This window comes from Bartonella sp. AA2SXKL, from assembly GCF_042197205.1.
In the GTDB taxonomy this organism is placed as follows: domain Bacteria; phylum Pseudomonadota; class Alphaproteobacteria; order Rhizobiales; family Rhizobiaceae; genus Bartonella.
Genome location: NZ_JBHIRN010000003.1, coordinates 138,850 through 154,110 on the forward strand (window position 1 = coordinate 138,850; position 15,261 = coordinate 154,110).

Sequence of the window (15,261 nt, forward strand, 5' to 3'; positions counted from 1 at the left end):
TCTGGAATAATGTGATTTAAAAACTGCTTCGATATTCATAGTAACCCCATCGAGTGCAATGAATCAAAACAGGAGTCTTCTGTCCAGTCTTTTTTTTAAAAAAAATAATTTTACTTTTATGATTTTGGAATATGAAAAGAAAAAAGTACTTTAAACGTGATCTATAAACAGGCTTAGATTGCCTGTTTATAGATTTAATGATGATCGAATAGTTTATAGAATTTATTTTAAAAAATATCATAGCATATTGATTTAAAATAATTTTTTGTTTCAAGTAAGCAGACGGTTGATGATATCAGCAACATCGCTTGATAATTTTGGCGCAGCAGCAATCATTTTTAATTCAGTTTCAAGTTTTTGTTGTCGAATAGGTTCTAATTGTCGCCAAGAGCGCATCATTGTTAATAATCGTGAAGCAAGCTGTGGATTTTTTTTGTCAATTTCCAAAATGACTTGGCAAAGAAAATGATAAGATGCTCCATCCATCCTGTTAAAGCCCGTGAGATTGTTAGAGGCAAAAACACCGATTAGAGAACGTACACGATTAGGATTATCTTGTGAAAACAGCGGATGTTGCATGAGCTTTTGAACATTCTCGAGTGTTGATGTGCCAGCAACCATTGCTTGAATAGAAAACCATTTATCCATGACCAAAGGGTCATGCCGATAGCGGTTTTCAAAATCATTTAAGGCATTTTGTGCCTGCTCATTTTCATTAAAACGCTTCACGAGAACAGCGATACTCGCCATACGGTCAGTCATATTATCAGCTGTTGCATACTGTATAGCAGCTCGATTTGGATTGGCGTCAGCAATGGAAAGGTAATCCAGTATGATATTCTTTAATGCTCGCTTTCCAGCTTGTGCAGTGTTTGGTGAATAGGGCTCTTGGGTTTGCATTTGTCCATAGAATTTTGTTAAGAGCTCTTGATGAGTTTGTGCAAGTGAAACTAAAAACTGATTGCGGACATAATGAATACGATCTGGGTCAATATTTTTACCGATTGTATGAGCAAGCTCAACTTCACTAGGTAAATTTAAACAGAAGGCACGAAATTCAGGCTCTAAGGTTTCATCTGTTATAATCGTTTCAATCAGCTTTAGCAAAGCAGAAGGAAGTGTTGCTTTTTCTTGTGTTTTATCTTGAATGCTTTGAATCAAAGCTTGCGTCATTAAATGATTAAGAGATTGCCAGCGATTGATGTGATTGTCATCATGTTGTGCAAGAAAAATAAGTTCTCTTTCATTGAATGGAGTGTGTAGAATGATTGGTGCTGAAAAGTCTCGCAGCAGTGATAAAACGGGTTTTTCACGCAGTCCCTTTAATGTAAAGGTTTGGCTTTCCTTGGATAAAAGCATAACATCTGATTGAATATCTGTATCTGCTTCATAGGTGAGGTTTTCTCCGTTAGGTCCTAGGAGTCCAAAAGCGATAGGGATAAGCATAGGCTTTTTTGTTTTTTGTTGTGGGGTTGCGGGAATATGTTGCTTTGCATGAATTGTTAAAACACCATCGCTATAATGACTATCGATTTCTACATTGGGTGTTCCTGCCTGTTCATACCATAGCATGAATTGGGAGAAGTCTTGACCAGACACTTCAGCAAAACAGGTAATAAAATCTTCAATTGTACAAGCTTGTCCATCATGACGTTGAAAATAAAGATCAGTGCCTTTACGAAAAAGAGTAGGACCTAAAATAGTCCGTATCATGCGAACAACTTCAGCACCTTTTTCATAAACAGTTGTTGTGTAAAAATTATTAATTTGGCTATATTGACGAGGACGCACAGGATGCGCAAGAGGTCCTGCATCTTCTGCAAATTGCGTTGCTTTTAATGCTTTTACATTTTCAATTCGCTGTAGGCTGCGTACATTTTGATCTGATGAAAATTCCTGATCACGATAAACAGTGAATCCTTCTTTTAAACAGAGTTGAAACCAATCGCGACAGGTAACACGATTACCGCTCCAATTATGAAAATATTCATGTGCAATGACACGTTCAACATTTCTATAATCCTGATCGGTTGCTGTTTCAGGATCGACAAGAACATATTTATCATTAAAAACGTTAAGGCCTTTGTTTTCCATTGCTCCCATATTAAAGTCGGAAACAGCAACAATATTGAAAACATCAAGATCATATTCGCGCCCAAAACATTGTTCATCCCAACGCATGGAACGTTTAAGAGCATCCATTGCATAGGTTGCGCGTTCGGTTTTTCCTTTTTCTACATAGATACCAAGCTCGATACGTCGTCCAGATACAGTTGTAAAATGGTCTTCTAACTTATCAAGATCTCCACCTACTAAAGCAAAGAGATAAGATGGTTTGGGATAAGGATCTTCCCAAATGGCAAAATGGCGATTATTTTCTAAAGTTCCTGTTTCCACCAGATTACCATTTGAAAGCAAGATTGGTATTGTTTGGGTATCTGCTTCAATTTTCACTCTATAGGTAGAAAGAACATCTGGGCGGTCGTAAAAATAAGTAATACGACGAAAACCTTCCGATTCGCATTGTGAGCAATAAACACCATTTGAAAGATAAAGCCCCATAAGTTGGCGGTTGCTTTCAGGATTCAGTTCCGTAACCAATTTCAATGTAAAAGGAACCGTTGGTGGCGTTGTAATTTCTAAACGTGAAGGCGTCACTTTATAAGTGTTTGGGGCTAATATCTCATCATTAATAGAAACGGAAATTAAAGTAAGATCATCACCAGAAAGAACAAGAGGTGTTAATTCTTTTGTATCGTGACGGGATTCAATAGACAATATGGCTGTAACATAGGTTTTTGTCGGTGCTAATTGGAAAGAAAGTTGTGTTTTAGGGATAACGTAAGGGGTTGGTTGGTAGTCTTCCAAACGATAAATAGATGTTATTGGCTGTTTCATAGTTTTTTCCCATTTGTATTTTAAGAGTTAAAGAAGGGTGTGTTAATTTTAGAAGCAATATAGGATTAAAGAATTACAAAAGGCTGTCGAGGCGATTTTTTACTTCTAAGAAGTCTATCCATGTAAGCTTCTTTTGACTAGGGGTTCTAAGAAGGTAAGCTGGGTGGAAAGTTGGCATAACAGGTATTTTTATATTATCCTCGCTTTCATAGATATGCCATTTCCCTCTTGTTCGGATAATCCCATTTTGAGATCCAGTAAGAAACTGTGCAGCAACGCCTCCTAGTGCTATAAGAACACGAGGACGCGCTAAATAAATGTGCCGTTCAATAAAAGGGCGGCACAAGGCAATTTCTCTTGGTGTTGGTGTACGATTTCCTGGCGGACGCCAAGGAATAGTGTTGGCAATGTAAACATTATTTCTTGTTAAGCCAATTGATGCGAGGATTTTATTAAGCAACATCCCAGCTTTTCCCACAAAAGGAATTCCTTGTATATCCTCGTCTCGTCCTGGTGCTTCGCCTATAAGCATCAGGGGGCTTCCTGCTGTTCCATCTGAAAAACAGGTATTTTTTGCTGTCAATTTTAATGAACAGCCATTAAATGCAAGGAGAGCAGATTTTAATTCATCAAGTGTCTTGGCACTTTTTGCACTCTCTATAGCTGTGGATTCATTTTGTATAGTCCTAGAGTTATGCAGCTGATGATGATCTAATTTTACGGTTGGAGATGTTTTGGGAGATGCTTGTTGATTATGAGAAATGTTCACGACAGATATTAATTTTCTCTCTGAACAAGCAGACTGCTTAAAACGATCAATAGGAAAATCTGTCAGAACGGCATCCGCACCACTTTCTTTATAAAAGTTTAAGAGTTCTTCATAGGAAATTGAGCATGGTGTTTGATTTAACATTTTATTTTTTCTAATGATCTAGCGATTATAGATCAAACAAAATTATCCTTCAAGTTTTATTAAATGTATTCGCTAGCCATTAATGTATAAGAACGCTGATAGGATTCTCTCTTTTCACAAAAAAGGCAAATCGTAAAATGCGAATGTTCGCGATTATATGCATCTTTAAATGTATAATTTGTTTAAATTGCGTTATTTCAACTTTTTAAACAGAATAAACTCACTCATACTAAAAGAATTTTTTACTGAATGAAAGTGGTGTGATAATATTTTTTATCATTATATTCTATATTTAATACTTAATGAAAGTGAATTTTGTATTATTTTATTTATAAGATTAATTATAAATTTTATATTATTATATTTTTTTAATAACTTTTATTAAAAAAATTAAATATATTAATTGAAATATATAAATATTACTTTTATATGAGAAAATACTAAGACGTTATAAACTATTTTTACAATGGGTTAAAAGCAATGTGTGGATATATGCTTTTGCTTTTTTTACAGCTGAAATGAGAGGTTCATTTAATGCTAAATGCGCTGCAATAGCGCTTGAGAGAATGCAACCTGTTCCTCGCATTGTTCCTTTTAAACGTGGAGTAGAGATATTTATGACTTCAGTTTTGTCAATGAAGCTATCAATTGCAAGAGGCCCCTCTGCATGTCCCCCTTTTACTAAAATAGAGCGAGCTCCCAATGACAAAAGTTTTTTTGCTTGTTGTATTGCTTGCTTATCATGAGATGCCAATGGACTTTTGCTAAGAAGAGCGAGTTCTTCTCTATTCGGTGTTAAAAGATCAACATGAGGAAGCAGTTTATCGATCATCGTGTCGATGATTGTTTCCGTTATTAGTTTTCCTCCTGATGAAGCGACAAGTACAGGGTCCAAAATAACTGGAACATGGGGATAGTCTTTGAGTACGTTACAGATTGCTGCTATAATTGCTTTTGTCCCCGTCATACCGATTTTTATTGCGCTTATTGGATTTGCTTCTAGGGCAGCACGCATTTGCGCAGCGACGAGGTCTCCACGCATTGGAATGATTTCGACAACGCGATTATCATCTTGTACGTTAACACAAGTAATTGCTAAATTTGCTTTTATTTGAAAATGTGCAGAGGTTTCTATATCACGAACAATACCAGCACCTCCTGTTGGATCAGTGCCCGCAACAATAAGAATAGAAGGTATCAACGCCATGTTTGTGTCACTTTTATCCACTGCTGTACACGCTCTTCTGGTTTTTTATGGAGGATAATATCAGTCACAACAGCAGCACTATTTGCTCCTGCTTTTAAAACACCCACTGCGCGTTCTGGTGTTAAACCACCAATACCCACCAAAGGTAAAGCACCAATCCGCTTTCTCCATTGTTTGATTTTTTCTAGTCCTTGCGGCATCCATTTCATTTTTTTTAAGATTGTCGGATAAATAGGACCAAGTGCAATATACTCAGGATTAGCAGAGAGTGCGATATCCAATTCATGTTCATCATGTGTACTAAGACCAACTTTTATACCACTTTTACGAATTGCGTGAAGATCAGCATTGCTTAGGTCTTCTTGTCCCAGATGAATAAAATTACACTTTTCATCAATTGCTATTTCCCAATGATCATTAATAATTAATTGTGCTCCCAATTTATTGCATATGTTTTTTGCACGCTTGATATGTTGACGGATTATTTGTTGATTTTCATGTTTCATACGCAATTGTACGAGCTTGATACCAAGAGGAAGCAAACGTTCAATCCAATCAGCGTTATCAACGATGAGGTAAAATGGATCCAGTTTCATGAAAATACCGCTTTTCCAATGATTGGTGTTGAAGGGACTGCTACATTGCGTGCTTCGATCATGCCAGCTTTATATCCCATACGTCCTGCTTGAACAGCTTTAGAAAATGCTTCAGCCATTAAGACAGGATCACCTGCTTTAGCAACTGCGGTATTAAGCAGTACTGCATCATAACCGAGTTCCATCGCAATAGCGGCATGTGATGGGCGTCCAATGCCGGCATCAATAACAAGAGTAGCATCAGGAAGATAAGCACGGATAGAACGCAATCCATCAGTATTATGAGGTCCTTTGGCAGAACCAATAGGAGCACACCAAGGCATAATAACACGGCAACCAATGTCAAAAAGTTTTTCAGCAACAATGAGATCATCCGTTGTATAGGCAAAAATTTTGAAACCTTCATTGTTTAAAATTTGAGCTGCTTCGATTAAGGAAAAAATATTTGGCTGTAAGGTGTCTGAATTACCGATAATTTCGAGTTTAATCCAAGCTGTTTTAAAAAGATCTCTTGCTAATTGGGCTGTGGTTACGGCCTCTTTAACAGTATAACAACCAGCAGTATTAGGAAGCACTGTTACCCCAAGTTCTTGAAGAAATTTCCAAAATTGTCCACCTTGTTTTCCACCTGCAGTTTCACGGCGCAAGGAAACAGTTACAATTTCCGTATTCGATTTATGAATAGCATCACGAAGGATTGCTGGTGAAGGATATTGCGCTGTACCTAATAGAAGACGGGAAGAGAATTGTCGTCCATAAAGATTCAGCATAATTTTAGCCTCCTTGCATTGGGCTTAAAATTTCAATTTTATCTCCTTCATGCAAGACAAATTGGCTTCGTGCATCTATGGGAACAACTTCAGCGTTAACAGCAGTTGCAAGCCAATTTCCTTCATACCCCAATTCTTCAAGCAAGAGACCGAGAGTCATAACTTCTGTTTGGACTGTTTCACCATTAACAAATATTTGCATGTTTTATTCCAATGCCAATTCCATTGCTCGTTTTGCCATTTCTGGAGACAACAGAAAACCATGTCTATAAAATCCATTAATAGAAATAAAGTTACCATCTTTATGCACAGAAGGGAAGTTATTAGGATAACATGGACGAACACCAACGCCAGATTCAATAATTTCTGCTTCAGCAAAAGCAGGATGTAAAGTATAAGCCGCGTTGAGCAGTTCCATCATTGATCTTACAGAGATTGCACCATCAAAGTCACTTTCAATCATCGTTGCACCAATCATAAAAATATTATCTTGTCGAGGTACAATGTAGAGAGGAAACCGTGGGTGAAGAAGACGAATTGGACGCGAAATTTTAATATCGGTGCAGCGCACGAGAAGCATTTCGCCGCGTACGCCCCGTATATTTTTATCTTTTCCTAAACGTGCTATTCCTGTCGCATCAATAACAATATCAAAATTTTTTTCAGCTATTTCTACATCAACAAAACAGGCTCCATTGTTGAGAAGCTTTTCTTTTAAAGTCATAAGTGCTTTGCGAGGATCAATATGGGCTTCATTTTCATAAAAGAGTGCACAGTTAAAACGTTCCGCAAGATCTGGTTCAAGATGAGCTATTTCTGTATTATCTACGGTTTTGTGATTATGCGTACGCACAGAAAATCGTTCAAGCTCTCCTCTATCTCGTGTAGGTGCAACCACTAAAGTGCCTTTTTGTATGACAAGGTTTGGGAGCGTTTTACGCCACCATTGTATAGCTTGTACACCAAGATCTTCAACAATTTGTTCTGCACTTTCCCTTTCACAGTAAGGTGCAAGCATTCCTCCTGCATACCAACTAGCACTTCCTATAGGTGAATGAGGGGGGGCCGATACAGTAACAGAAGCACCTTTTTGCTGTAACATAAAGGCAACTGTTAAGCCGCCTACACCTGCACCTTTGATAAGAATGTTCTTCAACTATTTACTTTCTTTTTTTGAGGAGGAACAATTTCCATATAAAGGTCACCATTTTTCTGATATTTTTCGGCCATGGCGATCATACCTTCCCCTTTTGTTTTTCTTATTGCAGCTGCCTCACGAATATCATGGGAAATACGCATAGAACAGAATTTTGGTCCACACATGGAACAAAAATGCACTAATTTATGGGCTTCTTTAGGCATTGTCTCATCGTGAAAGGCACAGGCTGTTTCTGGATCAAGAGAAAGGTTAAATTGATCATGCCATCTAAAATCAAATCGTGCACGCGAAAGAGCATTATCGCGCAATTGTGCTCTAGGTAAACCTTTAGCAAGGTCAGCGGCATGAGCAGCAATTTTATAAGTGATCACACCAGTTTTTACGTCATTCCTATCGGGGAGTCCTAGGTGTTCTTTAGGTGTTACATAACACAACATAGCAGTTCCAAACCATCCAATCATAGCGGCACCAATTGCTGATGTAATATGGTCATAACCAGGAGCAATATCCGTTGTAAGAGGTCCCAAAGTATAAAAAGGCGCCTCATGACAAAGATCTAATTGTTGCTCCATATTTTCTTTAATTTTGTGCATTGGGACATGTCCTGGTCCTTCAATCATAACCTGTACATCCTTTTTCCAAGCAATTTTTGTCAATTCTCCCAAGGTTTTAAGCTCTGCAAATTGGGCTTCATCATTGGCATCGGCAATAGAGCCAGGGCGTAATCCATCCCCCAATGAAAGAGAGATGTCATACGTGCGTGCAATATCACAAATTTCATCAAAATGTTCATAGAGAAAGCTTTCTTTGTGATGATGGAGACACCATTTTGCCATAATAGAACCGCCTCGTGAAACAATACCTGTTACACGATCAATGGTCATAGGAATAAATGGTAATCTTAATCCTGCGTGAATGGTAAAATAATCAACACCTTGCTCTGCTTGCTCAATAAGGGTATCACGGAAAATATCCCATGTTAAGTTTTCGGCAATACCCTGTACTTTTTCGAGTGCTTGATACAGAGGAACAGTCCCGATGGGCACAGGAGAATTTCGAATAATCCATTCACGAATATTGTGAATATTTCGACCTGTAGAAAGATCCATAACTGTATCTGCTCCCCAGCGAATGGCCCAAACCATTTTATCAACTTCTTCTTCCATAGATGAAGTTACTGCTGAATTGCCAATATTAGCATTAATTTTAACACGAAAATTACGCCCAATAATCATGGGTTCGCACTCTGGATGATTAATGTTTTGTGGAATAATGGCGCGTCCACAAGCAATTTCATTGCGCACAAATTCCGCAGTATAAATTTCTGGTATTGATCCAGCAAATGTTTCATTTGATGGTACATTCTGCCGTTCTTTTACTACTAATCCTTCATTTTCTCGTATAGCCACATATTCCATTTCTTCGGTAATAATGCCTGCGCGTGCGTAAGCCATTTGTGTAATTGCTTTGCCATTTTTTGCTCGTAAAATAGAACGTTTTTGCTTAAAGGCTGGAGTAAGGTTTTTATCAGAAGTCAATCCATTATCTTCAGGTTTAACTAATCGTGCAGGATAAGTTTCAGTATCATCCCGCTTAGAGAGCCAAGGCAAGCTAATTGCTGGCAGGCCTTTTGTAATATCAATGATCATATCTTTATCTGTGTAGGGGCCAGAAGTATCGTAGACGTTTAAAGGTTTTTCACCACTGCCATCAGCCAGTGAAATTTCACGCAATGGTACGCGCACATCAGAAAAGAGAAGGCTCTGTTGATAAATTTTGCGTGAAGCGGGAAAGGGGCTACAACTGATTGATGGAGTATTTTTCTGCACAAACTTTTTCCTTATAGACACGGAGTTCAAAAATAGGTTGCGATGTTAATGGAGTTACGATGTTAATGGAGGTGTATTCAAATTATCAATCACGAGCATTCAGATGAATAGAGATAGTATTGCTTTGTAGCAAAGAAAACCCAATACAGCTCAAGAAAAGTTATTTTGAAAAACTGATACAATATCTATTCTAATATTTGCATGCCTCCTCCCACTTGAAGTATTTTTGTTAATACGAATATGGTTGGCTTAAATATCTATATTGTCAATCATAAAAATATATTTTAAACGATTTTGGTGTGTTTTTAAGAGTGAAAATAGATATTATGAAGTGATAAACTATGATATTGAAGCTTTTATAAACCAGAATAAAGTTAAAAACGGATTATCAGGGAAAAGTAGATAGTTTATGGCTTTGATTGAGATTTTTTTCATATTAAAATAATAACTCAGAATACCATAAGATCCTCTCATCATATATCTTTTCGTATAAAAACACTTCCTTGCACGTCATAAGTGGGAGCGTATGGGGCAAAGCACTTGAAGAAAGGAAGCCAAATGTCATTTAATGAACATTCTAAGAGTGAGGCTGTCAAAACGTGGGAGCCAACAAAATGTATGATGGATTCCACTTGTATCTTCAAAAGCTTAAAGCTGATGATCTATAATGGCTTGCTATTGTATCATTGACGTGCGCTGTCGTAAAATGAAAGGAGTATATTTTGAGCAATATTTCTTAAAAAGTGCGTAATATGCAATATCATTATATTTTGTTTGGGGTACTTTATTCTTTATGAGGGGGATGTTCCCATTAAGAATGCGATAAACAAAAGCGTGAAACAATACCTAATCTTTATTATAAAAATAATATTGCCATGAATTAAAAAGAACACCAATAATTGCAAGATGTTGTTTAGAATGATTTATTGTTCTTGCAAAAAAGATATACATATAATAATATATAGAGGCAGGTGTGCTAAGTGTGGGAGGGGAAAAGTTGGTTATGGGGCGTTTAAAAAACAAGGATATTGTTCATAAAAATTGGGGGAGGGCGCTAGGTTATGCTTTTTAATTTTTTCCGGATCGGATACAACCTTCAAATTTTGTGAAGGTGTGTGATATTTAATATTTCAAAGTATTTTATTTCCAGTTTAATGAAAGTGTGGAGCAAATGTCCATATTGAATATATTCTCTGTGATACATTTAGATTGAACAAAAGCTTATTCAAAAAAACATTGGTGCTAATCTTGTGACACAATTTCAGAAATCAATTGAATAAAATAGAACAAAGTATTTGCATGTGAATAAAAACATAATGAAGCATGCAAAAAATTTGAAGCTAATTTTTAAAGTTTTAATACAAATGATAGCCAAAAGATAGAATTTCTTTGTTTAAAATATATGGTATAAAATATCGAGGAGATAGATTTAAACTATTGAAAAAAAATAAAAAAGATAATGTTTAAGTCAGAAACTTTCTATGTGGATGATAAGTTATTACATTCAGTAATGGTTATATGAAATCCATAATAAGAAAAATTTTGGAAGTATTTATAAATTTTGCAACAAGATGCAAGATTGAAAAAATAATTATATAACAACAGCAAAGCAACAAAACAAGATATTAAGTAACATCAGATGAGGTGGTTACATTATACATTAGAAGAGAAAGCATTAATACTAATGTTATGAAAAGCGTCTGGTGAATTTAGGTTATAAAATTGGAAGGAGTGAAGAGAGATAAAATGCGTAAATAAGGATGGTGCAGTGGTTATGATGTACCAATAAACAACGGCAGTACATTTTAGTGCACAGAACGAGAAGTTGTTAGAAAAACTATGAAAATAATGGGGGATTTAAAATGTCTAATATCTATGATTGGTCTCTAAAGGCTGATGAAAATGCTTATTCAGATAGTATCATTAATTGGGCAGAAGGACAGCCGCCTAGTTCTGTTAATGATAGTGCAAGGGCGATGATGCAGCGCGTGCGCGAATATCTTGCAGATAATGGTGGATCTATTAATTCAAGCTTTATAGTAAATTTGGAAGATAAAACAACATTAATTACCTTAAAGACAGTTTCGCCTATAAAGAAATACAACAATGATATCGTCATACGTTTTAAAGCTTGTGGTGTAAATATTGGCGTGACAACAATAACTGTTAATAATATAGGAGAAAAGCTTATCTATAAAGCCACTGATACGGGGGTTATACCATTAGAAGGTGGAGAATTTCAAACAGATGGCATTTATGAAATGGTATACAATAATGGTGTTTTAATAAAAGAGCATGAGGGTTGGTATTTATTAAACCCTACACCACCAAAGATAGAAAGTTTCCCCTCTGGATTTATTGCAACATTTGCTATGCAAAATGTGCCAAATGGTTGGCTTTTATGTGATGGTAAGGCCTATAAGCGTGAAGATTATCCGCAGTTATTCGAGGCAATAGGTGATAAATGGGGAAAAGACAGCAATAAAACTTTTAAAGTTCCTGATTTTAGAGGCATGTTTTTACGCGGCTTTGATAATGGTCGGGGTTTAGATGGTGGTAGAAAGTTTGCAGATGAACAACAAGATAGCATAAAATCACATACGCATATTGGGAGTATTGAAAACGCAGGCGAGCATGCGCATAATTTTGAGTATCAAGGGGTAGGATGGCCCGTTGGTGATATTGGGAGACTCCCGAATCATTATACTTATAATGCAACCCTGAAAGGGAGAACAGCTTCTGCTGGTGCACATACACACAAGGTAACTCTTTCCCATACGGGTGAGGCAGAAACGCGCCCTGTTAATACAACCGTTGTCTATGCTATAAAATCATGAGTATGTTTAAGTAATAATAATCTATACACCTTGATAATTTTGTTAACGCGGAGCAATTCCGCGTTATTTTCTATACATATGAAAAGGAAATCTATATTGTTAATAGAATACTTGAGAGCGTCAAAAAACAAATTTAAAATGATTGAAAGAAAGAGTTAAGAATATAATTTATTTTATAATTATATGATAACATAGGGAAAATGTTTAAAAATCATTTAAACTGTGCCGTGAAGAGATCTGGAGATATATTTTTTCATAAGGTGTTTTGATAGGGGAAGGTAATAAAATTATTCAACCTGAGGCATAAAAAAGTACAATATTTTTAGCGTTTTTTGTGCAAAAATAGCATACCCCTGTATGAGTTAATTCATCTTATAAATATATTTCTCACCTTGTTGTCGATTTCATTTCTTTGCATTGCCATGGTAGGAGGCTTTATCTGTAAATGATAGTTCCCCTTTGAGTGGAATCATCATTATGCTTATGAAGCAGAAGACAAACGCTATTTCTATACTCTCTCCTCATCCCTATATTCCGCATTGTTTTTGCATTAGGGGGCTTACAAAAAGCGTTATTAAGTTTATTTTAAAGTTTTTATTCAATAGGTTAATTCTTTGTGATATGCCAATAAACAATTTTTTAATAGAGAAAGAAAATTAAAAATATCATTGTAAATCAATATTTATTTATACAAATAAGCTAAAGTATATGTATTATAAAGAAAACATTACCATTAAAGCTACAAATAAATCTTTTATGCAGGGGAGAAAGGTACTTGATTTCTATATGGTCCTTAGAAGATATAATAATACACCCGTTATTATAACAAAGGCATTTGTACGCATTTCTTGAATCATTTTTATAAAGATAAAAGTGATATAAAGAGTAGGAAAACGCATATTTATGTTGTATAAATTCGTATTATCTAACAGTTTGATAGCAAAACAAAACTTCACATGTTTTTAGTTACGTAAAATCTTGAAAGATTTTAAACTGGTAGTTTTTTCCAAAAATATCTTTAGGGTGCTTGGTCTTCTTTTTTAATGATAGATGACAAAAAGGAGTTCATATAAAAATAAAAAAGATTCTTGAATATTTGCGTGTTTTATTTTGCTATGGACTTTAGTTTTTAGATTGAAGCCGATAGCCTAGAGATCTAATTTCATAGGAGGATGTCGTTTGAGGGAGTATAAAAGGGATATCTTCTTTAGGTAATTCAGAAACGTTTAAAGAACAATGATAAACATCGCGGAGATTTTGTGTTGTCAACACATTAGTTGCATTTCCTTCGCAATAAATCTCACCTTCCTTGAGCAAGATCATGTTATCTGCATAATGTGCCGCGAGATTGAGGTCATGAAGAACAGCAAGAACGCCGCCACCAGAATGAGCAAATTGTTTAGCAATATCCATAACGATGATTTGATGTTGAATATCGAGGCTAGCAATAGGTTCATCTAATATCATCCAGCGAGGAATCCCATTATGAACAGGTTTCCAGACTTGGCAAAGTACACGGGCAAGTTGTACTCTAGCTTGTTCTCCACCTGATAATTGGTGATAATACAGGTTGCCATAATCAGAAAGGTCAACGCACTCTAAAGCTTTCTGGATAAGATTTTGCAATTCGGCTTTGGCAATGCTAAATTGGTTTACAGAAAGGCCAAGCCCTACAACTTCATGGACTAAGAATGGAAATACGAGCGTTGTTGATTGTGGTAGTACAGCCCGCATTTTTGCCATTACATGAGTTTTTGTTTGGCATACATTATAACCATTTAAGGTTATTTTTCCACTATAAGGAATTTCACCACTCAGAGCTTTGATAAAAGTACTTTTTCCTGATCCATTAGGACCAATAATAATGGTAAAAGCACCACTTTTAGCTTGAAGATTAATGTGTTTAAGAATCTGCTTCTTTCCGCGCTGAACACAAATATTTGTCGCTTCAATCATGAAAAGTCTGTTCCTCGTTTGCATATAAGGATCCATAGAAAGAAAGGTGCACCAAAAAGCGCTGTTACAATCCCAATCGGCAATTCTGCGGGGGCAACAATTAAGCGTGCAAACATATCAGCAAAAATAAGTAATGCTGCTCCCAAGAGAGCAGAGCAAGGAATGAGATAGCGATGATCAGGACCTATGAGTTGACGTAAAATATGAGGAACAATAATACCAATAAAACCAATACCACCACTGACAGCAACAGCACTACCGCACATAAGAGCAACAAGGGGAATAGCAATATTTTTGACGCGTTGAATATGGAAACCAATATGGCCAGCAACAGCTTCTCCAAGAGCAAGGGCATTAAGTGCTCGTGATAAAAAGGGAGAGAAAAGAAGACCAATAACGATAAAAGGGAGAACAAGCCATACTTTCAACCATGTAGCGCCCGCAAGAGAGCCCAGACTCCAAAAAGTGATATCACGCAGTTGTTGGTCATTTGCGACAAAAATCAATGTTCCTACAACAGCACTGCTTAATGCACCAAGAGCAATACCAGCAAGCAGCATGGTTGCAATAGAGGTAAAGCTGTTATGCGTTGCTATTATGTAGAGAATAATCGTTGATAAAAGTCCACCAAAAAAAGCACCTATGATAACTTTATAAGGCTCTAGAAAAGGTGCAAAAGAAACAGGAAAAGCAATGCCGACAACAATTGCTAAGACTGCTCCAAGTCCAGCACCTGCTGATACACCTACAATTCCGGGATCTGCAAGAGGATTACGAAAAAGCCCTTGCATAAGAACACCGGAGACAGCTAAGGCTGCTCCAATCAATAATCCCAAGATAACACGGGGAAGCCTTATGTCGATGAGCACGAGGTAATCACGCGTTTTACTACTTACCGAAAAATCTTGTGTAAGTATCACATGGAGGAGATCAACGAAAGAAACCTTTGCTGCACCATTCAAGAGCCCACCAAAAATACTGAAAATAAGGAATATTATTAAGCTTAATAATAAAATCTTCCCCTGCTTTGAACGGTTTATTTTTTTACCTTCTTTTTCTTTAGGTAAATGCATCTTGGATGTACCGTCTACCATTT

At 36.4% G+C, this 15,261-nt stretch carries 11 protein-coding genes; 1 reads left to right on the plus strand and 10 read right to left on the minus strand.

What is annotated here, in order from left to right; translation table 11 throughout:
• Positions 1-270: 270 nt before the first annotated feature.
• From pepN to thiC, 8 genes are all read right to left on the minus strand, one after another.
• Positions 271-2,898, minus strand: coding sequence for an aminopeptidase N (gene pepN, locus ACFINS_RS03220; RefSeq protein ID WP_375705894.1), 2,628 nt, complete (start codon positions 2,896-2,898; stop codon positions 271-273).
• 73 nt (positions 2,899-2,971) lie between these two features.
• Positions 2,972-3,811 carry a uracil-DNA glycosylase family protein gene (locus ACFINS_RS03225; protein ID WP_375638082.1) on the minus strand — a complete coding sequence of 280 codons (840 nt, stop codon included), beginning with the start codon at positions 3,809-3,811 and terminating at the stop codon, positions 2,972-2,974.
• 448 nt (positions 3,812-4,259) lie between these two features.
• The gene (locus ACFINS_RS03230) at positions 4,260-5,018 is read right to left on the minus strand and encodes a hydroxymethylpyrimidine/phosphomethylpyrimidine kinase (RefSeq protein WP_375611294.1); all 759 of its coding nucleotides are present in this window, start codon (positions 5,016-5,018) and stop codon (positions 4,260-4,262) included.
• Positions 5,009-5,614, minus strand: a complete 606-nt coding sequence (locus ACFINS_RS03235) for a thiamine phosphate synthase (RefSeq protein ID WP_375611199.1) — start codon at positions 5,612-5,614, stop codon at positions 5,009-5,011. The genes ACFINS_RS03230 and ACFINS_RS03235 overlap by 10 nt, the downstream gene beginning before the upstream one ends.
• A complete protein-coding gene (locus ACFINS_RS03240) occupies positions 5,611-6,384 on the minus strand; it encodes a thiazole synthase (RefSeq protein WP_375629378.1) in 774 nt (257 codons plus the stop codon). The genes ACFINS_RS03235 and ACFINS_RS03240 overlap by 4 nt, the downstream gene beginning before the upstream one ends.
• Before the next feature lie 4 nt (positions 6,385-6,388).
• Positions 6,389-6,586 (minus strand): sulfur carrier protein ThiS, encoded by a 198-nt coding sequence (gene thiS / locus ACFINS_RS03245; protein WP_273791115.1) that lies wholly within the window; start codon positions 6,584-6,586, stop codon positions 6,389-6,391.
• A gap of 3 nt (positions 6,587-6,589) precedes the next feature.
• The gene (locus ACFINS_RS03250) at positions 6,590-7,540 is read right to left on the minus strand and encodes an FAD-dependent oxidoreductase (RefSeq protein ID WP_375671830.1); all 951 of its coding nucleotides are present in this window, start codon (positions 7,538-7,540) and stop codon (positions 6,590-6,592) included.
• Positions 7,537-9,372 carry a phosphomethylpyrimidine synthase ThiC gene (gene thiC / locus ACFINS_RS03255; protein WP_375688906.1) on the minus strand — a complete coding sequence of 612 codons (1,836 nt, stop codon included), beginning with the start codon at positions 9,370-9,372 and terminating at the stop codon, positions 7,537-7,539. Before thiC ends, ACFINS_RS03250 begins: the two co-directional genes overlap by 4 nt.
• Positions 9,373-11,234: 1,862 nt before the next feature.
• Here thiC and ACFINS_RS03260 point away from each other — a divergent pair.
• Positions 11,235-12,209 carry a tail fiber protein gene (locus ACFINS_RS03260; protein ID WP_375611203.1) on the plus strand — a complete coding sequence of 325 codons (975 nt, stop codon included), beginning with the start codon at positions 11,235-11,237 and terminating at the stop codon, positions 12,207-12,209.
• A 1,122-nt stretch (positions 12,210-13,331) separates the two neighbouring features.
• Here the strand turns inward: ACFINS_RS03260 and ACFINS_RS03265 are convergent.
• Positions 13,332-14,165 carry a heme ABC transporter ATP-binding protein gene (locus ACFINS_RS03265; protein WP_375611204.1) on the minus strand — a complete coding sequence of 278 codons (834 nt, stop codon included), beginning with the start codon at positions 14,163-14,165 and terminating at the stop codon, positions 13,332-13,334.
• Positions 14,162-15,259 (minus strand): FecCD family ABC transporter permease, encoded by a 1,098-nt coding sequence (locus tag ACFINS_RS03270; RefSeq protein WP_375638085.1) that lies wholly within the window; start codon positions 15,257-15,259, stop codon positions 14,162-14,164. Before ACFINS_RS03270 ends, ACFINS_RS03265 begins: the two co-directional genes overlap by 4 nt.
• Positions 15,260-15,261 lie beyond the last annotated feature (2 nt).